The 19,439-nt window shown below is 60.1% G+C and carries 25 protein-coding genes; 3 read left to right on the top strand and 22 right to left on the bottom strand.

What is annotated here, in order from left to right; genetic code table 11:
* Window positions 1–2: 2 nt before the first annotated feature.
* The 17 genes from atpG to G7K71_RS07630 all read right to left on the bottom strand — a co-directional run bounded on the left by atpG (window position 3) and on the right by G7K71_RS07630 (window position 12,680).
* Window positions 3–869, bottom strand: a complete 867-nt coding sequence (gene atpG / locus G7K71_RS07710) for an ATP synthase F1 subunit gamma (RefSeq protein ID WP_013824410.1) — start codon at window positions 867–869, stop codon at window positions 3–5.
* Window positions 870–919: 50 nt separating this feature from the next.
* Complete coding sequence (gene atpA, locus G7K71_RS07705) at window positions 920–2,455, bottom strand: F0F1 ATP synthase subunit alpha (RefSeq protein ID WP_041283026.1); 1,536 nt, start codon at window positions 2,453–2,455, stop codon at window positions 920–922.
* 24 nt (window positions 2,456–2,479) lie between these two features.
* A complete protein-coding gene (locus G7K71_RS07700) occupies window positions 2,480–3,022 on the bottom strand; it encodes a F0F1 ATP synthase subunit delta (protein ID WP_013824412.1) in 543 nt (180 codons plus the stop codon).
* Window positions 3,016–3,510, bottom strand: coding sequence for a F0F1 ATP synthase subunit B (gene atpF, locus G7K71_RS07695; RefSeq protein WP_013824413.1), 495 nt, complete (start codon window positions 3,508–3,510; stop codon window positions 3,016–3,018). The genes G7K71_RS07700 and atpF overlap by 7 nt, the downstream gene beginning before the upstream one ends.
* A gap of 102 nt (window positions 3,511–3,612) precedes the next feature.
* Window positions 3,613–3,849 carry a F0F1 ATP synthase subunit C gene (gene atpE / locus G7K71_RS07690; RefSeq protein WP_013824414.1) on the bottom strand — a complete coding sequence of 79 codons (237 nt, stop codon included), beginning with the start codon at window positions 3,847–3,849 and terminating at the stop codon, window positions 3,613–3,615.
* A 73-nt stretch (window positions 3,850–3,922) separates the two neighbouring features.
* The gene (gene atpB / locus G7K71_RS07685; protein WP_013824415.1) at window positions 3,923–4,663 is read right to left on the bottom strand and encodes a F0F1 ATP synthase subunit A; all 741 of its coding nucleotides are present in this window, start codon (window positions 4,661–4,663) and stop codon (window positions 3,923–3,925) included.
* 3 nt (window positions 4,664–4,666) lie between these two features.
* Window positions 4,667–5,095: an ATP synthase subunit I gene (locus G7K71_RS07680; RefSeq protein ID WP_166344698.1), complete on the bottom strand. Its 429-nt coding sequence runs from the start codon at window positions 5,093–5,095 to the stop codon at window positions 4,667–4,669.
* A 6-nt stretch (window positions 5,096–5,101) separates the two neighbouring features.
* Window positions 5,102–5,332, bottom strand: a complete 231-nt coding sequence (locus G7K71_RS07675) for an AtpZ/AtpI family protein (RefSeq protein WP_166344696.1) — start codon at window positions 5,330–5,332, stop codon at window positions 5,102–5,104.
* A gap of 156 nt (window positions 5,333–5,488) precedes the next feature.
* On the bottom strand, window positions 5,489–6,634 hold the full coding sequence (wecB, locus tag G7K71_RS07670) for a non-hydrolyzing UDP-N-acetylglucosamine 2-epimerase (RefSeq protein ID WP_013824418.1): 1,146 nt from the start codon (window positions 6,632–6,634) through the stop codon (window positions 5,489–5,491).
* Window positions 6,635–6,730: 96 nt separating this feature from the next.
* Window positions 6,731–7,339, bottom strand: a complete 609-nt coding sequence (locus G7K71_RS07665) for a hypothetical protein (RefSeq protein WP_166344694.1) — start codon at window positions 7,337–7,339, stop codon at window positions 6,731–6,733.
* Window positions 7,330–7,983, bottom strand: coding sequence for an HAD family hydrolase (locus tag G7K71_RS07660; RefSeq protein ID WP_166344692.1), 654 nt, complete (start codon window positions 7,981–7,983; stop codon window positions 7,330–7,332). The genes G7K71_RS07665 and G7K71_RS07660 overlap by 10 nt, the downstream gene beginning before the upstream one ends.
* A gap of 66 nt (window positions 7,984–8,049) precedes the next feature.
* Window positions 8,050–8,487 (bottom strand): dCMP deaminase family protein, encoded by a 438-nt coding sequence (locus G7K71_RS07655; protein WP_013824423.1) that lies wholly within the window; start codon window positions 8,485–8,487, stop codon window positions 8,050–8,052.
* Between the two features lie 64 nt (window positions 8,488–8,551).
* Complete coding sequence (gene glyA, locus G7K71_RS07650) at window positions 8,552–9,793, bottom strand: serine hydroxymethyltransferase (RefSeq protein ID WP_166344690.1); 1,242 nt, start codon at window positions 9,791–9,793, stop codon at window positions 8,552–8,554.
* A 35-nt stretch (window positions 9,794–9,828) separates the two neighbouring features.
* Window positions 9,829–10,296: a ribose 5-phosphate isomerase B gene (gene rpiB / locus G7K71_RS07645; protein ID WP_166344688.1), complete on the bottom strand. Its 468-nt coding sequence runs from the start codon at window positions 10,294–10,296 to the stop codon at window positions 9,829–9,831.
* A gap of 98 nt (window positions 10,297–10,394) precedes the next feature.
* Complete coding sequence (locus G7K71_RS07640) at window positions 10,395–10,967, bottom strand: low molecular weight protein arginine phosphatase (protein WP_166344686.1); 573 nt, start codon at window positions 10,965–10,967, stop codon at window positions 10,395–10,397.
* Window positions 10,968–10,998: 31 nt separating this feature from the next.
* Window positions 10,999–11,532 (bottom strand): manganese efflux pump MntP family protein, encoded by a 534-nt coding sequence (locus G7K71_RS07635; protein WP_166344684.1) that lies wholly within the window; start codon window positions 11,530–11,532, stop codon window positions 10,999–11,001.
* A gap of 89 nt (window positions 11,533–11,621) precedes the next feature.
* Entirely contained in the window at window positions 11,622–12,680 is a 1,059-nt protein-coding gene (locus G7K71_RS07630; protein WP_166344682.1) for an L-threonylcarbamoyladenylate synthase, read from the bottom strand.
* A 171-nt stretch (window positions 12,681–12,851) separates the two neighbouring features.
* Between G7K71_RS07630 and G7K71_RS07625 the strand changes: the two genes are divergently transcribed.
* Window positions 12,852–13,817: an ABC transporter ATP-binding protein gene (locus G7K71_RS07625; protein WP_166344680.1), complete on the top strand. Its 966-nt coding sequence runs from the start codon at window positions 12,852–12,854 to the stop codon at window positions 13,815–13,817.
* Window positions 13,814–14,584: an ABC transporter permease gene (locus tag G7K71_RS07620; protein WP_166344678.1), complete on the top strand. Its 771-nt coding sequence runs from the start codon at window positions 13,814–13,816 to the stop codon at window positions 14,582–14,584. The genes G7K71_RS07625 and G7K71_RS07620 overlap by 4 nt, the downstream gene beginning before the upstream one ends.
* Here the strand turns inward: G7K71_RS07620 and G7K71_RS07615 are convergent.
* From G7K71_RS07615 to G7K71_RS07600, 4 genes are all read right to left on the bottom strand, one after another.
* Window positions 14,554–15,432 carry a metal ABC transporter permease gene (locus G7K71_RS07615; protein ID WP_166344676.1) on the bottom strand — a complete coding sequence of 293 codons (879 nt, stop codon included), beginning with the start codon at window positions 15,430–15,432 and terminating at the stop codon, window positions 14,554–14,556. The genes G7K71_RS07620 and G7K71_RS07615 overlap by 31 nt on opposite strands.
* Window positions 15,433–15,502: 70 nt before the next feature.
* Window positions 15,503–16,249 (bottom strand): metal ABC transporter ATP-binding protein, encoded by a 747-nt coding sequence (locus G7K71_RS07610; RefSeq protein ID WP_013824432.1) that lies wholly within the window; start codon window positions 16,247–16,249, stop codon window positions 15,503–15,505.
* Entirely contained in the window at window positions 16,246–17,181 is a 936-nt protein-coding gene (locus G7K71_RS07605; protein ID WP_166344674.1) for a metal ABC transporter substrate-binding protein, read from the bottom strand. The genes G7K71_RS07610 and G7K71_RS07605 overlap by 4 nt, the downstream gene beginning before the upstream one ends.
* A 77-nt stretch (window positions 17,182–17,258) precedes the next feature.
* Entirely contained in the window at window positions 17,259–17,684 is a 426-nt protein-coding gene (locus G7K71_RS07600) for a Fur family transcriptional regulator (protein ID WP_166344672.1), read from the bottom strand.
* Window positions 17,685–17,838: 154 nt separating this feature from the next.
* Between G7K71_RS07600 and G7K71_RS07595 the strand changes: the two genes are divergently transcribed.
* Window positions 17,839–18,519, top strand: coding sequence for a sulfite exporter TauE/SafE family protein (locus tag G7K71_RS07595; RefSeq protein ID WP_166345194.1), 681 nt, complete (start codon window positions 17,839–17,841; stop codon window positions 18,517–18,519).
* Here G7K71_RS07595 and prmC read toward each other — a convergent pair.
* The gene (prmC, locus tag G7K71_RS07590; protein WP_166344670.1) at window positions 18,475–19,425 is read right to left on the bottom strand and encodes a peptide chain release factor N(5)-glutamine methyltransferase; all 951 of its coding nucleotides are present in this window, start codon (window positions 19,423–19,425) and stop codon (window positions 18,475–18,477) included. The genes G7K71_RS07595 and prmC overlap by 45 nt on opposite strands.
* Window positions 19,426–19,439 lie beyond the last annotated feature (14 nt).

Raw genomic sequence — 19,439 nt, 5'->3', positions numbered from 1 at the left:
GGTTACTCCAGGGCCGCTGCTCCGCCGACAATTTCGGAAATTTCCTTGGTAATGGCGGCCTGGCGGGCCCGGTTCATGGACAGGGTCAGCCTGTCGATCATATCGCCAGCGTTCTTGGTGGCGTTGTCCATGGCGGTCATGCGGGCGCTGTGCTCGCTGGCCTTGGATTCCAGAAGGCCGTGAAAGACCATGTTCTCCACATACATGGGCAACAGCTCGGACAGCACCGCTTCGGCCGAAGGTTCAAAAATATACTCCACCCTGCCGGGCTTTCCTTCGCCGTTTTCCTGCCCCTCGGGAGGTTCCACGGGGAGGAGTTTGACCACCCTGGGCCGCTGCACCAGCACGTTGACAAACTCGCTGTAGATGAGGTAGACGGCATCAAATTCCCCCGCCGCATATTTATCCATAACGTAGCGGGCAACCTCCTGGGCGTGGCTCAATTTAATGGTTTCGCCCAGGCCCACGTACTGCTGGGCGATATTGTAACCCCGGCGGCGGAAGTAGTCGCGGCCTTTGCGCCCAACGCAGATCAGGCTCAGTTCCGCGCTGATGTTTTTTGTCTCCTGGACGGTCCTGCGGATCAGGTTGGCGTTAAAACCGCCGCACAACCCCCTGTCGGCCGTGATGAGGACGTAGGCCACCCTTTTGGGCTCCCGTACCTCCAAAAGGGGGTGCTTAACCCCGGCCGCGGCGGTGGCCACCCGTCCCAGCACGTCTTTCATCCGGCGGGCGTAGGGCCTGGCCGACAGAACCTGCTCCTGGGCCCGGCGCATCTTGGCGGCGGAAACCGCCTTCATGGCCTTGGTGATCTGCTGGGTGCTCTTGATACTTTTAATACGCCGCCGCAAGTCCCGTAAACTTGGCACTCTTTTTCACCACCTCGCGTCGCTACTACCGGAAGACCGGGAAGCGTTGATCAGGCCGTCCGGGCCACAAAGCCCTTCTTGAATTCGATAATGGCCGCTTTCAGTTTTTCTTCCGTTTCCTTGGACAGCTCACCGGTCTTGGCAATGGCTTCGCCCACTTCCGGATGGCTTGTGTGCATGTAGTTCAAGAACTCCTCCTCAAAGGGCAGCACCTTATCCACCGGCAGGTCGTCCAGGTAGCCGTTTACACCGACGTAAATGACCATAACCTGGTCTTCCACCGCCATGGGGGCGTACTGCTTCTGCTTGAGCAGTTCCACCATGCGCTGGCCGCGGATCAAACGGGCCTGGGTGGCCTTGTCCAGGTCGGAACCGAACTGGGCGAAGGCGGCCAGCTCGCGGTACTGGGCCAGGTCCAGGCGCAGCCGTCCGGCCACCTGCTTCATGGCCTTGATCTGGGCGGCGCCGCCCACCCGGGATACCGAAAGACCCACGTTGATGGCCGGGCGGATGCCAGCGTAGAACAGGTCGGGTTCCAGGTAAATCTGGCCGTCGGTAATGGAAATCACGTTGGTGGGAATGTAGGCCGAAACGTCGCCGGCCTGGGTTTCAATGATGGGCAGCGCAGTTATGGAGCCGCCTCCCAGTTCGTCGTTGAGCTTACAGGCCCGCTCCAGCAGGCGGGAGTGCAGGTTGAACACGTCACCGGGATAGGCTTCACGGCCGGGGGGACGCCGCAGGAGCAGGGAAAGTTCGCGGTAGGCCACGGCCTGCTTGGAAAGGTCGTCGTAGACAATGAGCACGTGTTTACCCTGCTCTAAAAACTCCTCGCCCATGGCACAGCCGGCATAGGGAGCAATGAACAGAAGCGGTGCCGGGTCGGACGCGGTAGCCGAAACCACGATGGTGTAATCCATAGCGCCGAAATCCCGCAGTCGCTGCACCACGTTGGCTACCGTGGAGGCTTTCTGGCCGATGGCCACATAGATACAGATGACGTCCTTGCCTTTCTGGTTGATGATAGCGTCCACGGCAATGGCCGTCTTACCGGTTTGCCGGTCGCCGAGGATCAATTCCCGCTGGCCTCTGCCGATGGGAATCATGGAGTCGATGGCTTTTAAACCGGTTTGCAGGGGCTGGTGTACGGGTTTGCGGGTGATTACGCCGGGGGCAATACGCTCAATGGGACGGAACTTGTCGCTCTTGATGGGGCCCTTGCCGTCCAGGGGGCGTCCCAGGGGGTTGACCACCCGGCCGATCAGGGCGTCGCCCACGGGTACGGAGGCAATACGTCCCGTACGCTTTACGGTGTCCCCTTCTTTGATGTGAGTGTAGGCACCGAGCAACACACAACCGATGTTGTCCTCTTCCAGGTTGAGGGCCATGCCCAGGGTGGGCTCAGCGCCCTCTTCGGGTGCCGGAAACTCCAGCAGTTCCATGGCCATGCAGTCTTCCAGGCCGTAGACGCGGGCAATACCGTCGCCGACCTGGATTACGGTGCCCACGTCGCGCATTTCAATTTGCGCCTGGTATTTTTCAATCTGCTGCCGAATGATCGAGCTGATCTCTTCCGGTCGCAAATTCATGCTCCTAATTTCACCCCTATCGCCTTAACTTATTTGCCTGAGGTGCTCTCTCAATGCTGCCAGCCGGGTACGCAGGCTGCCGTCGATAACCCGGTCGCCAATGCGCACCACCACCCCGCCAATTAGCGCGGGGTCCACGCTGTATGCGGTCTGCACTTTCTTGCGGGTAATTTTGTTCAAAACTTCCCCCAGTTTTTTCTTTTCTTCTTTAGTCAGTTCGATGGCACTGGTTACTGCAGCTTTCACGATATTGCGGGCCCGGTCGGCCAGGCTGGAATAATGGGCCACAATATCGCTTAAGAAGGCCTCCCGCTGCCTGTCTACCAGTAAAAAGAGGAAATTCTCGGTAACGGGGGAAATTTTGCCGGAAAAGATATTTTTCAGCACATCTTTCTTTTCCTGTGCAGTAATGCGGGGATGATAGAGCACCTTTTGGAATTCACGGGAATCGGCTATGACCTGTTCTACCGCCCTTAGCTCCTGCTCCACCTGATCCACCAGGCCTTGCGCTTCCGCCAGGTCATAAAGGGCCTGGGCATAACGTTGCGCTACGGCCCCCTTTAACATGGCAGATCCCCCGTTTCTTTAATGAATTCCTGGACCAGGCTGTGTTGAATTTCGGGGGTGATGGTCTGGTTGATGATCTTTTGGGCCACCAGGATGGACAGTGACGCCACCTGGTCGCGCAATTCTGCAACCGCCTTCTCCTTCTCCCGGGCAATTTCCTCAAGGGCGCTCTCCTTGATCCGTTGCGCTTCGGCCCTGGCTGCCTCAACAATCTCCTGGGCCTTTTCTTCACCGGCCTTGGTGGCCTGCTGGATGATGGCCTGGGCCTCTTCCCTCGCTTTTTGCATCTCAGCCAGGTATTGCTGGCGCAGTGCCTCGGCCTGTTTCCGCTCTTCTTCGGCGGCGGCCACGTTATTGGCTATATATTGCTGGCGTTGTTCCAGAATATTGACGATGGGCTTGTAGACAACCAAACGAAGGAATATGAGCAAAATGACAAAGTTAATGATCTGGGCCAGCAGGGTATGATTAATTCCCAGCGCTTCCACCGGTTCCCCTCCTTCCTTACTACCCGTTGCCGTGGACAAAAGGAAGGCAATAGCAGGTAATGCAAAACCCGCTATGCCACCTTTTACCCACCGTTACCTGCGTTAACCACCGATTTTACCAAACAGCATGAAGGCAATAACTACCGCGATGATGGGCAGGGCCTCGATCAGACCCACAGAGATGAACATTGTGGTCAGCAGGTTACCTCTTAATTCGGGTTGGCGGGCCATCGCCTCCACCGTGCGACCGGTAACCAGACCGTCGCCGATACCGGCACCCAGGGCGGCCAGACCCACGGCTAAAGAGGTACCGAGGGCAGCAGCAGCTCCCACATCCATCACTTTCCCCTCCTTTCTCCAAAAAATTCCCATTTTGCTGAAACTATATCTCTATATATGAGATGGGAAAAACTTAATGTTCATGTTCCTTAACTACCTGAGAAATGTAGGCAATGGTGAGCATGGTAAAGATAAAGGCCTGGATAAACCCTACAAAGATACTGAAGGCCAGCCACACCACCGAAGGGATAAACCCGCCAAAGATAAAGGTGTTCAGTCCCAAAAGCCCCAGGAGAACCGCAATGAGAACCTCCCCGCCGTAGATGTTCCCGTATAGACGGAAGGCCAGGGTTACCGGTTTAGCCAGTTCTTCGACAATGGTAAGCGGCAGGAAGAAGGGAAATGGTTCCAGGAAGTGCTTGAAATGCCCGGCCCCTTTATAGCGGATCCCCATGAACTGGACGAGGAAGAAAACCATTATGGCCATCCCGGCGGTGGTGTTCACGTCGGCGGTGGGCGACATCATGGTGGGAACCAGGCCCCAGAGGTTACTGAAGAGAAGGAAGATGAAGAGTGTAAAGATCAGGGACATCAGGCCCGCGCCCTTCTTGGGGTCCATATTTTCGTAAACCAGGCCCCGCAAAAACTGGAAGATCTCCTCCACCATCAACTGGAGTTTACCCGGCCGTTTCATATTCATATTGCGGGTGGCCGAAACGGTGAAGAGGATCACCAGCAGCATGACGATCCAGGTCATCACCAGTGTCTTGGGATTCAGGACAATATGGGTGTTGCCCAGGGTAAATTCCCATGGATGGTGGGGGAAACCCCAAACGTTTAATTCCTCGTGGACTTGTTCCAGGCTTTTCACCAATTATCACCTCCCTTCTATCTTGGAAAACACTCCTCCCTCAGAGCGGCTCAGGCGCGCCGCTCTGATGGCCGCATCCACAGCGGTAATACAGGGGACGGCCAGAAGGCCCGCCCCCAGCCAGTATACATTTACATGGGCTACCCGGCCGGCCAGCAAAACCACCACCGCCACCAGCGCCAGGCGCATGATCAAACCCTGGCGCATGTAGCTGCGGGCGTCGCTCCTGTCCTGTAAGCCCAGGCGCTTGATCCGCAGGGCCAGGGAAATGGTGTTGTACAGCCCGGTGGCCAGGCCGAGAAAAAGGCCCCAGGCCAGGGAATCTCCCGGGTTGGCCGCAATGGCCAGGACCACCAGAGCCATCAACCCCCCGGTGATGCGGGTCGTGCGCTTTAACTGGTTATCCAGTTCGGGAACGGGTGGCAAGGAAGGCACAGGGCTCTACCCCCAGTTTTTGAAAAAACGTGATACGGTTTGGATGACCCCCCAGATGCCCGCGGCTACCCCCACAAGGATGCCCGCCGTCATCAGCCAGGGCCCGGTATGTAACTGGTAATCCAGCCACCGGCCGGTGTAAAACCCGGCGGTAACCATGATGGCCATTTCCATGCCGATGGTGGTGGTAAGGGCCAGGGCCGCCAGGACACGGCCTCCCACCCGGCGCTCGCCCATGGTATGTCACCTTTCCTGGTGCGGATGCGGCAACCTGTCACTTTTTGTCAGAAAAAATGTCGGCTGCGTTACACCCGTCACAAAGTTATTGTTCTACATAAAGTCGTTTATTCCTTCACCGCCTGAAGACTTTTTTCATGAGAAATGGTCCTGCATTTACTCAAAAGGCTCCGGCGGTTCGTCACTCAGGCCGAAGTGGTACAGAATGGCCTGGCAGATGCGCCGGGAAGCCCGGCCGTCCCCGTAGGGGTTCACCGCTTCGGCCATCTGCCGGTAGCGGGCCGCGTCCTCCAGCAGGAGCCGGGTTTCGTTGAAAACCGCCTCCCGGGTTGTACCCACCAGGCGCACGGTACCGGCCCGGATGGCTTCGGGACGTTCGGTGGTGTTCCGCAGCACCAGTACCGGCTTGCCCAGGGCCGGGGCCTCTTCCTGCAAACCGCCCGAATCCGTAAGCACCAGGTAGCACCGGTTCATCAAATTAACGAAGGGCTGGTAGGAAAGGGGTTCGATGAGGTGCACCCGGGGCAGCTCCCCCAGCACCTCCTGCACCATCCCCCGCACCGCCGGGTTTTTGTGCACGGGAAAAACTACCTCCACATCGGGATAAAGGGCAACGATATCCCGCAGGGCCAGGTAAATTTCCCGCATGGGTTCGCCCAGGTTCTCCCGGCGGTGGGTGGTCACCAGCAGCACCCGCCGGCGCCGGTAGTCTATGCCGGCCAGTCCGGGATCAATGAACCGGTAATCCGGGTCCACGGTGGCCAGCAGGGCGTCGATGACGGTATTTCCCGTGACAAAGATCTTTTCCGGGGCCACCCCTTCCCGCAGCAGGTTATCCCGGGCGGTGGCGGTAGGAGCAAAGTGCAGGTCCGTCACCACCGCCGTGAGGTGGCGGTTGATTTCCTCGGGAAAGGGGGAATACTTATCCCCCGTGCGCAGGCCCGCCTCCACGTGGCCCACCGGTATTTGAAAGTAGAAGGCGGCTAGAGCAGCCACAAAGGTGGTGGTGGTATCGCCGTGCACCAGCACCAGGTCCGGCTTTTCTCTTGCCATGACCTGCTCCAGGCCGTCCAGTGCCCGGCGGGTGATGTCGAAGAGGCTCTGGCCGGGCCTCATGATGCCCAGGTCGTGGTCGGGAGCAATCTGAAAAAGATGCAGCACCTGATCCAGCATTTCCCTGTGCTGGGCGGTGACGGCCACCCGGCAGAGGAGCCGGTCCGGGTGCCGCTGCAGTTCCTTGATCAGGGGGGCCATCTTGATGGCCTCCGGCCGGGTGCCGAAAACAGTGAGAACCTTGAGCATAGTTTGTCTCCTTGGACTGGTAATTAAACGACAAATCCCCGCGGTTTAACTATATGCAGCTTATCCTTGAAATATAAGGGAGTAAATTCCATCCCCTCATCCCTTGCGGAAGTGCCCCCGGGGACCACCCACATTGTGAAAGGCGGAATTAAAGTTGCGGTACAGGGATTTATACTCCGCAATGCGGTGCCACTTTTTGATGAAACCCGGGGGCAGGTCCTCCCGCAAAACCACCTGGGACCAGCCACCAGGCAGGGGATAGGCGTAATAGGGCTTGTCCTTCGGCACGCCCCGGATGAAGATTACCTGGGGAACGATCCATTCCAGGCGGGCCAGGTAGACCCGGTGCATGCCGTCGCAGATGATGTTGAATACCGACCCGTCGGCCTCCACCGATTCCTCGATGACCGGCGGCAGGAGGTCCACCGGCTCGTCGTAACCGGCCAGGTAAAGGGTGACATACCCGTCGAGATGGAAAAGGTCGCACCCGTGGCGGGCCAGTTCCCACTTAAGCTCCCGCACCTTTTGCAGTTCGCCGGTGAGCACATATGATTGGGCCGGCGCCAGGTAACTGGTGTGAATTTTTTCCAGGGAGATGAAGACGTCCCGGTAGATGTAACAGTCCGGGTCGGTGAGCATGGTAACCCGGCGCAGTTTGTCCACAAGTTCCCCGGGTGTATGGCGTACCACTTTGGTTATTTCCATGTACAAGTACCTCTCCTCTTTTGTTCAAGTTCGTCCAGGGCCCGGGCAAGCCGGCTCGTATCCGGCACAATGATATCCGGCCGGGGCCACTCACCCCATAACACGCGGGCCATGGCCGGGTACTCCCGCTCGGGGCGGGAAAGGACCCAGATGGTGGCCAGGCCCAAATTTTTAGCCGGCAGGATATCCTTTTCATAGGTGTCCCCGATCATGACGGAACGCCGGGGGTCGGCATCCAGGGCCTCCAGGGCGGCCCGGTAGAGCTCTTCCGCGGGCTTTTTCCTGCCCAGGCGAAAACTCAAAGCGGCGTAATCCACCAGGGGGGCGATATCCGGGCAGGCACGCAAAAAAGCCTGGTAGTAGGGAACCCAGATGTCCGAAACCAGGCCCACAGCAAAGCCCAGCTCCCGCGCCCGCGTTACCGCCCGGGCCGCGCCCGGTATTTCCACCGCGGCCACCTCCTGGTCGGCCCAGAGGCGCGAGAGGGCCTCCTCATGCTGCCGGTTCAGGGAGGCCACTTCAGCCAGGGCGGCGCAGACTTCCCGGGGGCCGGCAAACTCCCGGCACATAATTACATCCCCCACCAGGCGGTCCTGCTCCGGGGGCAGTCCCAGCAGCCGGGCAATTTGTTTGGTTGGAGACACTTCCGGTCCGGTGATCAGGGTGGCTCCGATATCGAAAAGGGCTGCCTTTCGTCTGGCGATGGCCGGTCACTCCCACAGGTCCACCTGCACGCCGTGGCGGCGCAGGAACTCTATGCCCTCCTCGGTGCCCCGGTAATCCCGGCGCACCACCACCCGGGACAGGGCGCAGGAGACAATGAGCTTGGCGCAGGTCAGGCAGATGTCGGCGTTCACGTACATGGTGCCGCCGCCCACGGCCAGGCCGCGTTTGGCACAGAGGCAGATGGCGTTCTGCTCGGCGTGAACGCAGGGCTTGTAGTCTTCCCGGCCGGCCAGATCCTTCAGGCACCGGCCGGTATCAATGCAGTGCTCCGCTCCGCTGACCACCCCGTTGTAACCGTGGGAAATAATGCGCCGGTCCACCACAATGACGGCCCCCACCTTTTTGCGCAGGCAGGTGGAGCGCCGGGCAATAACGTCGACCACTTCCATATAAATCTCATCGAATGAAGGTCTTTTAACCAGGGCCGCTCACCTCCGGTCTTCGGGAACGGCGGTGCGCCAGTCCTTTGTTCTCTCAGTGCCACGCCTAATACAGCGGGTACCGGCGGCACAGCCCGGCCACCATTTCACGAACCTGGTTCAAGCGGTCCGGGTCATTCCGGAAGCTCAAAGCCAGGTGGATGATTTCGGCCACCGCCTCCATATCCGCTTCCTTCAGGCCCCGGGTGGTCACAGCCGGCGTGCCGATGCGTATTCCGCTGGACACGGCCGGGGGCTGCGGGTCATAGGGGATGGCATTTTTGTTTACCGTCACGCCGACGGAATCCAGGACGGCTTCCGCTTCGCGGCCGGTAACCCCCTTGTTGCGCAAATCCACCAGCATCAGGTGGTTATCGGTGCCGCCGCTGACCAGTTCAAAGCCCCGGTCCATCAGGAACCGGGCCAGAGCGCGGGCGTTCTTGACGATCTGCCGCTGGTATTCCTTGAATTCCGGCTGCTGCGCCTCTTTGAGAGCTACGGCCTTGGCGGCAATGACGTGCATCAGGGGCCCGCCCTGGATACCCGGGAAGACCGCCTTGTCAATAGCCGGGGCATATCTGGCCCGGCATAAAATCATGCCCCCCCGGGGGCCGCGCAGGGTTTTATGGGTGGTGGTGGTCACCACATCGGCGTAGGGCACCGGGTTCATGTGCTCACCGGCGGCCACCAGCCCGGCAATGTGGGCCATGTCCACCATCAGGTAGGCCCCCACTTCATCGGCTATTTCCTTAAACTTATAAAAGTCAATGGCCCGGGGGTAGGCGCTGGCCCCGGCCACGATGATCTTCGGCTTATGTTCAAAGGCGGCGGCAAAAACCTTCTCGTAGTTGATCAGGCCCGTATCCTTTTCCACCCCGTAAAAGGCCACCCGAAAATATTTTCCGGACATATTCAAGGGGCTGCCGTGGGTGAGGTGGCCGCCGTGGGCCAGGTTCATACCCAGGATGGTGTCTCCCGGTTCCAGCAGGGCGAAATAAACCGCCATGTTGGCCTGGGCACCGGAGTGGGGCTGCACATTGACATGCTCGGCGCCAAACAGCTCCTTGGCCCTGTTGATAGCCAGTTCCTCCGCAATATCCACGAACTGGCAGCCGCCGTAATAACGCCGCCCGGGATAACCTTCGGCGTACTTGTTGGTCAGCACCGAACCCTGGGCCTCCATTACCGCCCGGCTGGCGGCATTTTCGGAGGCAATCAGTTCCAGGGTATCGCGCTGGCGGCCCAACTCCAGCTCAATTGCCCGGGCAATTTCAGGATCCACTGCAGCTAGAGGTCTGTTCATGTCCATTATGTTGGTTCCTCCCCCACGACATGCTTTTGCGGCTAACGGCCGTTGCCACCGCCGTATTTCTTTTCAATTTCGGTGATCTTGGCCACCCGCCGGGCGTGGCGCCCGCCGGCAAATTCAGAAGCCAGCCACACCCGGACAATCTCCCGGGCCAGCCCGGGGCCGATTACCCGCTGGCCCATGGTCAGGATGTTGGCATCGTTGTGCTCCCGGGAGGCCCGGGCGGAAAAGGTATCATGGCATAGGGCGGCCCGGATGCCGGGCACCTTGTTGGCCGCAATGGCCACCCCGATGCCCGTACCGCAGCAAAGGATGCCCAGCTGGTATTCCCCGCTGCGCACGGCCTCGGCCACCAGGAGGGCAAAATCGGGGTAATCCACGGCTTCTTCCGAATAGGTGCCGAAATCATGGTAGGCAATTCCGTTCTCCTGCAAAAAAGAAATAACCTCTCCCTTTAAGCGAAAGCCACCGTGGTCGGCGGCCAGGGCAATCCGCACGGACATACTTCACCCCTTATCCCCAAAAAAGAAATACAACCTGTTACCTTCTACAAAAAACGCCATTTTCCTGCTTCAATTTATGCGGGCCCCGGCTGCCCGGGTCATGCCTTTTGACCATTGCCTGGCGGAGCCGTTCCCGGCTCGCTACCTGCTTCCCCCTGGTCGCCGGAAGGCGCGGCCGCCCCGGCGCCCGGGCTTGCTTGTGCCGGTCCGGCTTTTTCGGCGGCCAGCCTGTCCAGGGCCAGGGAGATGAGATAACGCAGCTCGCCAGCGCACTGGCGGTAGACATCCACCGGCCCACCGAAGGGATCGGGGACATCGCCGCCCCTGCCGGCGTATTCAGCCAGGGTGAAAATTTTTTCTTCCTGATCCGGTAACTGTTCCTGGATCAGTTTTTTATGGCTTTGAGTCATGGTCAGCACCAGGTCGGCCTCTTCCACATCCCGGCGGGTAAGCAGGGTGGCCCGGTGGGACTTCAAATCCAGGCCCATTTCCTCCATCACCGCTACAGCCTGCGGCGATGCCTCACTGCCGGGCAGGGCGGCTATACCTGCGGAAACGACCTCAACCTCCCCCTGCAAACCCTTTCTGGCCAGCATGTCCCTGGCCAGAGCCTCTGCCATACTGCTCCTGCAGGTGTTGCCGGTGCAAACAAAGAGCACTTTCTTTGCCATAAATCATGCCTCCCGGTAATGCCGTGAACGCTCACAAAAAGAGCTTGACCCCGATACCCACCAGGATCAGCCCGCCCAAAAGCTGCGCCCGTTCCCCCACCACATGCCCCAGGTAGCGGCCCAGCACCAGCCCGGAAAAGGTCATCAGGCCGGCCACCAGCCCGAAGGTGATTACGGTAAAAAGCAGCTGCGTCCGCAGGGTACCCAGGGTAAAACCTACGCTCAAAGCATCCATGCTTACGCTGGCCCCCAGAAGAAACAACCCCCAGTTGTTTAGAAGAACAACGCGCGGTTCTTCGTCGCTAAAGGCTTCCCTGATCATGCGCAGCCCCAGGTAAAGGAGCAGCACTGCTCCCGCTATGGTGGCCGCGCGACCCAGGAGGCCCCCCACCAGTTCCCCCACTTGAAAGCCCACAAGGGGCATGGCAATATGAAAAAGAAGCACGGTCAAAGTAATGAGCAATATTTGCAGGCGTTTGACCCCGGTCATCCCAATGCCCAGGCACAGGGAAAAGGCGTCGGTGCCCAGGGCCCCCGCCAGCAAAAGCAAGGTTGGAATACTCACCGCTGTAGCCTCCAGAAAACACCTTCTATGCTGAGTTATCCCCACTTTCCAACCGGGCCTGTTTTGGCTCTCGCTCGCTCCGGTGAGCCTCACATCCGCTCAATGCGGTTGCCCGCGGCCCGCCGCAGGCGGTTCATTACGGCCAGTCCCAAACCCCGGGGCTCAATACCCTCGGCTAGAATGACATCCACCCCCAGCTCATCAAGCTGCCGCAGGGCGGCAAAAAGACGGGAAGCAATGGCGGCAGGGTCCTGCCGCGGGCCGGCCACCACCACCCGGCTCCCGTTGTATTCCCCGGCCGTCTCGGCGGTAGCCAGGACCCCCACCCGCAGACCCCGGGACCGGTAAATTCCGGCCAGTTCCTTCAAGCGAGCCGCCACCCGTTCCGGTTCCCCCTCCACCAGCACCAGGGGAACCCGGGGGGCGTAATGCCGGTACTTCATGCCCGGCGAACGGGGGCGGAACTCTCCGCCGGACCGTCCATCAACGCCCGGGTCTACCCGCACTTCACCAATAACCTTTTCCAGTTCCTCTCGAGTTATACCCCCTGGACGGAGAATCACGGGTACATCCCCGGTAAGATCCAGCACTGTCGACTCAAGACCCACCCCCGCTGGACCGGCGTCCAGGACGACTTCAATGCGACCGTTCAGATCTTGTAGAACGTGCCCGGCGGTAGTGGGGCTGGGGCGGCCGGAAAGGTTGGCGCTGGGCGCCGCCACCGGCACGCCCGCAGCCGCAATCAGGGCCAGGGCCACTTGGTGATCGGGCATGCGTATGCCCACGCTGTCCAGCCCCGCCGTGACCTGGCGGGGAACAACAGGTGCCGCGGGCAGCACCAGGGTGAGGGGCCCCGGCCAGAAGGCGTCCATCAGCTTGCCCGCACCGGCGGGCACCCTGCGGACCAACCGGCACGCCGTTTCCCGGTCGGCCACGTGGACAATCAGGGGATTGTCCTGGGGGCGCCCTTTGACTTCAAAGATGCGGGCTACGGCGAGGCCATCCAGGGCATTGGCTCCCAGGCCGTAAACCGTTTCGGTGGGAAAGGCCACGAGTCCTCCCTGACGCAAAATTAACCCGGCCCGGGCCATGATCCGGGGATCGGGTTTGATCGGATCCACCCGCCAGTACGCTGTCCGCTGCTCCATGGTAACACCTTCGACTTGTAAACTTTGCCTGTTAGTATACCACAAAAAGTATACCACAAAATGGCGCCAAAAAGATACAGGTGGTAGGAACGGTGTTTTTATATTAAAATATTGAGTCAAGCAAACACCAAACTTAATTTTTTAAAACCAGCATTTTCCGGAGAGACGAGGATGGATGTCATAGTTGCCGAAAAGCTAACCAAGGAATATAACGGTAAAGTGGCGGTACGCGGCATCGACTTTCGCGTGCGCCACCGGGAATGCTTCGGATTTCTCGGCCCCAACGGGGCGGGAAAAACAACCACCGTGAATATGATCTACTGCCTGTCCCCCGTCACTTCCGGGAGGCTCACCGTCCTGGGCATGGAAGTACAAAAAAAGCCCCGGGAAATAAAAAGCCGCCTGGGAGTGGTGCCCCAGGAAAACAACCTGGACCCGGATTTAAAGGTGCTGCAAAACCTGCTGGTCTACGCCAATTATTTCCGCATCCCGGCCGCCACCGCTCGTACCCGGGCCATGGAGCTGCTGGAGTTCTTCGACCTGGCCGACCGGGCCAACGACAGGGTGGACCGCCTCTCCGGGGGCATGAGACGCCGCCTCACCATTGCCCGGGCGCTCATCAACAACCCCGACCTGGTGATCCTGGACGAACCAACCACGGGACTCGACCCCCAGGCCCGCCACCTGGTCTGGCAGCGCCTGCGCCGCCTGAAAGAACGGGGGGTGACCCTGCTGCTGACCACCCATTACCTGGAAGAGGCCAGCCAGCTCTGCGACCGGCTGGTGATCATGGACCGGGGCGAAATTCTGGAGGAAGGCGACCCCCAGGGGCTGGTGGCCAAACACATCGGCCGGGAAGTGGTGGAGGTGGGCCTGGGCAGGATGGAGTGCGCCGAACAGTTCCAGCCGGCGGTCAACTGCGATGATACGGCGGCAATGATTGTGGGGCGAACAAATCACCTGCTCCGGGGACACCTGGCGGTAGGGGACAGCCTCTTCCTTTTCCCCCGGGATAACGGCCAGGCCGTCCTCCAGGCCCTGCAGGACATGCCCGTGCGTTTCTCCCACCTGCTGCTGCGCCCCGCCACCCTGGAGGACGTGTTCTTAAAGCTCACCGGAAGGGGGTTGCGGGCATGAGAGCCCCGGACGTTTCCCCGCTGGTATGGCAGGTGCTGCGCCGCCACCTGATCGTCTTCAGCCGCAACTGGAAAACCAACCTTTCCTTTAATTTTTTCGAGCCCCTCCTGTACATTGCAGCGCTGGGACTGGGCCTGGGTGCCTACGTGCAACCCATGGAAGGGTTGCCCTACCTGAACTACCTGGCTCCCGGACTGGTGGCTTCGTCGGCCATGTTCGCCACCAGTTACGAATGCACCTACGGCACTTTCGTGCGCATGGAATACCAGAAAACCTTCCATGCCATGGTGGCCACCCCGGTGAGCATGGACGACATAATTGTGGCTGAAATACTTTTCGGCACCTTCAAGAGCATCCTGTACGGCTCGGTGATCCTGGCGGTCATCCTGGCCCTGGGCCTGGTGGCCTCGCCCTGGGCGCTGCTGGTGCCCCCGGTGCTGGCCGTGGCGGGGTTCTTGTTTGCCGTTCTTTCCATGATCTGGACGGGGCTCGTGCCCAACATAGAAAATTTCAATTATTTCTTCTCCCTGATCATGACGCCCCTTTTTCTCTTTTCCGGCGTCTTCTTCCCTTTAAGCGGCCTGCCCCAGATCATGCAAAAGCTGGCCTGGGCCAGCCCCCTTTATCACGTGGTCAACCTGGTGCGCGGCCTGGTGCTGGGCCAGGTGCATCCCGGTTTAATCTGGGATTTCATCTGGCTTGCGGCCCTGGCTATCGCGCTGTTTCCCCTGCCCCTTTACCTGGTACGCCGGCTGGTAATCAAATAGCCCTTTCCCTCTTCTGCACCATTGACCAGGCGGCGGCGCTGCCAGGCACGCCAGGCGGCCGTACCGAGCTGGACCAGCACGAAAACCGCCGCCGCCAGCAGGACGATGGAGCCGCCGGGAGCCGTGCCCAGATGGTAGGAAAGGATCAGACCCCAGAAGCACACCGTTACACCCAGGACCAGGGAAAGCCAGAAGAGGCGCCGGAAGCTGCCGGAGAACAACTGGGCGGTAAGCACCGGGATGACCATCAGGGCGCTGACCAGCAAAATCCCCACCACCCTGGTGGCTATAGTTACGGTCAGGGCCACCAGCAGGATGAAGAGCATATTCAGGCGGTCCACCGGCAAACCGGCCACCCGGGCGCATTCTTCATCAAAGGAGATAAAAAACAGCTCTTTGTAGAAAAAGGACAGCAACGCCAGGGCTACAGCCCCCACCGCCAGGATCAGGAGCAGGTCTCCGGGACCGACGGTGAGAATGCTGCCGAACAGGTAGCCCATAATGTCCACGTTAAAACCCCGGGCCAGGCTGATCAGGACCACGGCCAGGGCCAGGCCGGTGCTCAACATCAGAGCCAGGACGGCCTCCCCGTGCAGCCGGCCGGTGGCCCGCAGGCGCTCGACGCCCACCGCCGCCGCCAGGGTTACCCCCAGGGTGGTCAGGGATGGGAAAACGCCCAGGATCATGCCCAGAGCCACCCCGGCCAGGGAGACGTGGGCCAGGGTGTCGGCCATGAAGGCGTAGCGGCGCATAACCAGAAACACGCCTACCGCCGGGCAGAGCAAACCAATCACCAGCCCGGCCAGCAGCGCCCGGACCATAAAATCATACGAGAAAATTTCCCCCATAATGAGTTCCCTTCTTTGATAGAAAATCGCCCCTGAAAACCCATCCCGTTTGTGGTGTGGGATGCATAGTCTAGTGGCTGTGTACCACCCGCCGGACCGGCGCCCCGTAGAGGCGGGCCAGGTTGGCGGCGGTCAGCACCTGGGACGGGGTGCCGTGGCAAATCAAGCGCTTGTTGATGCAGGCCACCCTGCCCACCCGCCGGGCCACGGTGCCGGTGTCATGGGTTACGGTGATCAGGGTAATACCCATATCCCTGTTCAGGTGCTCCAGCAGGGAATAAAAGGAATCAAGCGCCCGGCTGTCCAAACCCACCACCGGCTCGTCCAGCACCAGCAGTTCGGGCTTGCCCACCAGCGCCCGGGCAATAAACACCCGCTGCTGCTGTCCGCCGGAAAGGCGGCCGATGATTCGGTGGCCTGCGCCGCCCATTCCTACCAGTTCCAGGGCTTCCTCCACTGCCCGGCGGTCTTCCCTCCCCGGCCGGCGCCCCGGACCCAGGAGGCCGAAACGGCCGGACAGGACCACCTCCTCCACCGTGGCCGGAAAACGGACATCAAAACTGGTGGCCTTCTGGGGCACATAGCCAACCCGGTGCCACTGGTGAAAACGCTGTACCGGAACGCCAAACAATCTTACCTCTCCGGAAAGGGGTTTCAAAAGACCCAGGATCAATTTGATCAGAGTTGTCTTGCCCGAACCGTTGGGCCCTATCAGGGCCAGGAAATCCCCTCTGGCCACGGTGAGGTTAATCCGCTCCAGAGCCATTTCCTCACCGTAGCTAAAGAATAAATCCCGTACTTCTACTACCGGATTCATGATTTATCCCCCAGGGCAATCTTCAGGTTGACCAGGTTGTGCCTCATGATGGAGAGATAATTTTCCCCCCGGCTTTCCTCCTCCGGAGTTATGTTCCCCATGGGGTTGAGCACCAGTGTTTGGGCCCCCACTTCCCGGGCCAGGGCCTGGGATATTTTGGGGCTGACAAGGGTTTCAAAGAAAATATACTTGACATTGTGCTTCCGGCAAAAGGCCACAATCTCGCGCATACGGGCCGGATCGGGTTCACTCTCGGGGGAAAGGCCCATTACCGCCACCTGGCGCAGCCCGTAACGCCGGGCCAGGTAGCCAAAGGCCGCGTGGGAGGTAACGATCTCCCGCCTCTTGAAGCTTTGCACGGCTTCCCGGTACTCCCGGTCAAGGTCCTGGAGCCCGGCTATGTACTCTTCGGCCCGGGATTTGTAGTAGGATGCGTGGTCCGGATCCACAGCCATAAAGGCATCCCGTATATTCTTTACCATTTCCTGCGCCAGCACCGGGTCCAGCCAGACATGAGGGTCCACCTCTCCCTCGTGGCGTTCATGGCGGTGTTCCGGGCTACCGGTAATAAGATCCAGGCCCCGGCTGGCCTCGACCACTTTTACCCCCTTTTCTTCAAGCATGCCCAACTGCCGCTGGACCCAGGGTTCCATACCGGCGCCGTTATAGATGAAGACCTTTGCCCGGGTAAGAGCAGCCATATCTCTGGGCGTCGGTTCCCAGGTGTGGGGCTCCGCGCCGGCAGGCAGGAGCCTGGTCACCTCCACCCTGTCTCCCCCCACCTGGCGGGCAAAATCGTAAAGGGGATAGATTGTGGCCACCACCGCTATTTTCTCCTTCCCCGGCGGGGCGGAGGTGGGGGCGTCGCTGCATCCGGGCAACCAAATCAACAACAGGCCGATCAAGAGCAAAAAAAATCCCCGCGGTTTCAAATCTTAAGACCCCCCGCATCAAATTATTATGGTACCTGCAAATCCCTTCCGGCCTGGCAGTGAAGTCCGGTTAGTGCTTACTGACATCTTTGGCAATATCCGTAGATTTTAAACGCGTGGCCGGTAATTTTGAACCCCGGCCTCTCAACCTGCACCCGGGCCAGGCAGTCCTCGGGGCAAAAGGCGAGTTCCTCAGCCCGGCCGCACTTCAGGCAAACCAGGTGGTGGTGGTGCCCATTACCGGCAAACTCGAAACGCCGGCAGCCGTCGGAGAAATCCAGTTCGCTGGCCAGACCGCAACGGATCAAAAGGTGTAAGGTGCGGTAAATGGTATCAAAACTGACGCTGGCGTAACGTTTCTGGACCAGGCGCCAGATTTCCTCGGCGCTGAGGTGCTCCTCCCCATCCGCCTCTTCGATCAAAATGCGCAGCACTTCCTGACGCTGCGGCGTCAGGCGCACACCCTGCGCTTTTAGCTTGCGCAGCGCCTCCTCCAGTTTCATAGGTATGCCTCCTAGATAAGAATTATTCCAATGTACTAACATTTATTATTTAATCAAATAACCCATCTTTTGTCAAGAACCGCCGTTCTAAAAAATGGTACCGGGATAATATGCTGTAGTGTCCTGTTCAGTCGTAGGAATTTTTGCGGTCGGGGTGAGGGGTTTGATTTTCGGCGTTACCCATTTATCGGCCTTTGGCCTGGGCCTCCTGCACGCCCTGGAACCGGGACACGGTAAGAGCATTATGGGGGCCTACCTGGTTCTTTCCCGGGGACGGGCTGTAGATGCGCTGCTACTGGGGCTGATCACGGCGGCCACCCATACCCTGGTGGTGCTGGTCCTGGCCATGGGCGCCCGCTGGGTCACCTGGCTCACCGTGGCGGCGGCGGGAGTGCCCCGGCAGGAACTGGAAGTGTGGCTGCAGCTGATCTCGGGCGTGCTCATTGCTTTTATCGGCCTGCGGCTGCTTTTTATGGGGGGTGGCTGCTGCCCCCGCTGCGGGCGGCCGGGATACCTGCCGGTGGAAGCCGGAGTACGCCGGGACCGCTGGGGGCTGTTACTGGTGGGAGTCACAAACGGTCTGGTCCCCTGTCCGGGGGCTTTGACGGTAATGCTGCTCTCCATCGGCAGCGGTACACCCCTGGTGGGCCTGAGCCTTGTGCTGGCCTTTGGCCTGGGAGGGGCGCTGGCCCTGGTGGGGGTGGGGCTGCTTTTCGTGAGGCTTTCCCACCTGGCCCAGAACATGCTGGGTCAGCGCAGCTGGCGCTGGCTCACGGTGACCAGCGGCCTCTTAATTTTTTTCACCGGTGTACTCACCGCATGGTCGGCTTTTTAGTACATCACCCCGGAAGGGTTTCCCCGGGGGAGAAGAAGCCATAAGCTGTGCCACCACCAACCGCTCCCGGCCGGCCAGGTCCCGCCGCACCCGGTAGCGCCAGGTACCTTCCGGAAGCAACCGGGCCATGAGAGGGGCCTGGGAAGGATCGATCTCCATGAGCAGGTACCCGCCCGGCGCCAGCAACTCCCGGGCCTGGGGAACCAGGCGCCGGTAGAACTCCAGGCCGTCACAGCCGCCGTCCAAAGCCAGGTGCGGCTCATAGCGGGCCACATCCGGCATCAACTGGCCAACGGCAGCCGACGGTATGTAGGGCAGGTTGGCGGCCACCAGGGACAGGCTGCCGGGTGGAAGGACTTTTTGCAGCGGGGACAGCAAGTCCCCGGCTAAAAAAATAATGCGGCCGGCTACCCCTTGCCGCCGGGCGTTTTCGGCGGCCACCGCCAGGGCCGCCGGAGAAATGTCGGTGGCATAGATGGTGCTCTTGCCCAGGTAGCGGGCCAGGCTGACGGCAATGGCCCCGCTGCCCGTGCCCACATCGGCCAGGAAAAGCCGCTCTTCACCCGGCACCGTCCCCCCGGTCAAAAGCTCCAGGGCCACCTCCACCAAAAGCTCCGTTTCCGGACGGGGAATGAGTACATCCCGGGTGACCCGGAAGGTAAGCCCCATAAACTCCCGGCAGCCCGTCAGGTAGGCCACCGGTTCCCCGGCGGCGCGTCTTTGCAGCAACTCCTGGAATTTTTCCTCTTCCTCCAGGCTGAGGGGGCGGTTGGCCTCCCGGTATAAACCCACCCGGTCCGTGCCGGTAACATGGGCCAGGAGCACCTCCGCCTCCAGGGGGGCGGCTTCAATGCCCTTTTGGTGCAGGAAAGCCCTGGCCCTGGCCAGGGCGGCAGCGATATCCATAAAATAACTCCCCT

It is taken from the genome of Desulfofundulus sp. TPOSR (assembly GCF_011393055.1).
Taxonomy (GTDB): Bacteria; Bacillota; Desulfotomaculia; order Desulfotomaculales; family Desulfovirgulaceae; genus Desulfofundulus; species Desulfofundulus kuznetsovii.
The sequence above is the reverse complement of the archived record's forward strand: the minus strand, read 5'-3'. Positions and strand labels throughout refer to the sequence as shown.

Bases quoted from the DNA above. Each gene is read 5' to 3' on its own strand.
- glyA (WP_166344690.1), bottom strand. From the start codon at position 9,793: ATGGACATGAACAGACCTCTAGCTGCAGTGGATCCTGAAATTGCCCGG.
- G7K71_RS07620 (WP_166344678.1), top strand. From the start codon at position 13,814: ATGAGAGCCCCGGACGTTTCCCCGCTGGTATGGCAGGTGCTGCGCCGC.
- rpiB (WP_166344688.1), bottom strand. From the start codon at position 10,296: ATGTCCGTGCGGATTGCCCTGGCCGCCGACCACGGTGGCTTTCGCTTA.
- G7K71_RS07600 (WP_166344672.1), bottom strand. From the start codon at position 17,684: ATGAAACTGGAGGAGGCGCTGCGCAAGCTAAAAGCGCAGGGTGTGCGC.
- G7K71_RS07675 (WP_166344696.1), bottom strand. From the start codon at position 5,332: ATGGGCGAGCGCCGGGTGGGAGGCCGTGTCCTGGCGGCCCTGGCCCTT.
- G7K71_RS07615 (WP_166344676.1), bottom strand. From the start codon at position 15,432: ATGGGGGAAATTTTCTCGTATGATTTTATGGTCCGGGCGCTGCTGGCC.
- G7K71_RS07610 (WP_013824432.1), bottom strand. From the start codon at position 16,249: ATGAATCCGGTAGTAGAAGTACGGGATTTATTCTTTAGCTACGGTGAG.
- wecB (WP_013824418.1), bottom strand. From the start codon at position 6,634: ATGCTCAAGGTTCTCACTGTTTTCGGCACCCGGCCGGAGGCCATCAAG.
- G7K71_RS07700 (WP_013824412.1), bottom strand. From the start codon at position 3,022: ATGTTAAAGGGGGCCGTAGCGCAACGTTATGCCCAGGCCCTTTATGAC.
- G7K71_RS07640 (WP_166344686.1), bottom strand. From the start codon at position 10,967: ATGGCAAAGAAAGTGCTCTTTGTTTGCACCGGCAACACCTGCAGGAGC.
- atpE (WP_013824414.1), bottom strand. From the start codon at position 3,849: ATGGATGTGGGAGCTGCTGCTGCCCTCGGTACCTCTTTAGCCGTGGGT.
- atpA (WP_041283026.1), bottom strand. From the start codon at position 2,455: ATGAATTTGCGACCGGAAGAGATCAGCTCGATCATTCGGCAGCAGATT.
- G7K71_RS07630 (WP_166344682.1), bottom strand. From the start codon at position 12,680: ATGGAGCAGCGGACAGCGTACTGGCGGGTGGATCCGATCAAACCCGAT.
- G7K71_RS07625 (WP_166344680.1), top strand. From the start codon at position 12,852: ATGGATGTCATAGTTGCCGAAAAGCTAACCAAGGAATATAACGGTAAA.
- G7K71_RS07665 (WP_166344694.1), bottom strand. From the start codon at position 7,339: ATGGAAATAACCAAAGTGGTACGCCATACACCCGGGGAACTTGTGGAC.
- prmC (WP_166344670.1), bottom strand. From the start codon at position 19,425: ATGGATATCGCTGCCGCCCTGGCCAGGGCCAGGGCTTTCCTGCACCAA.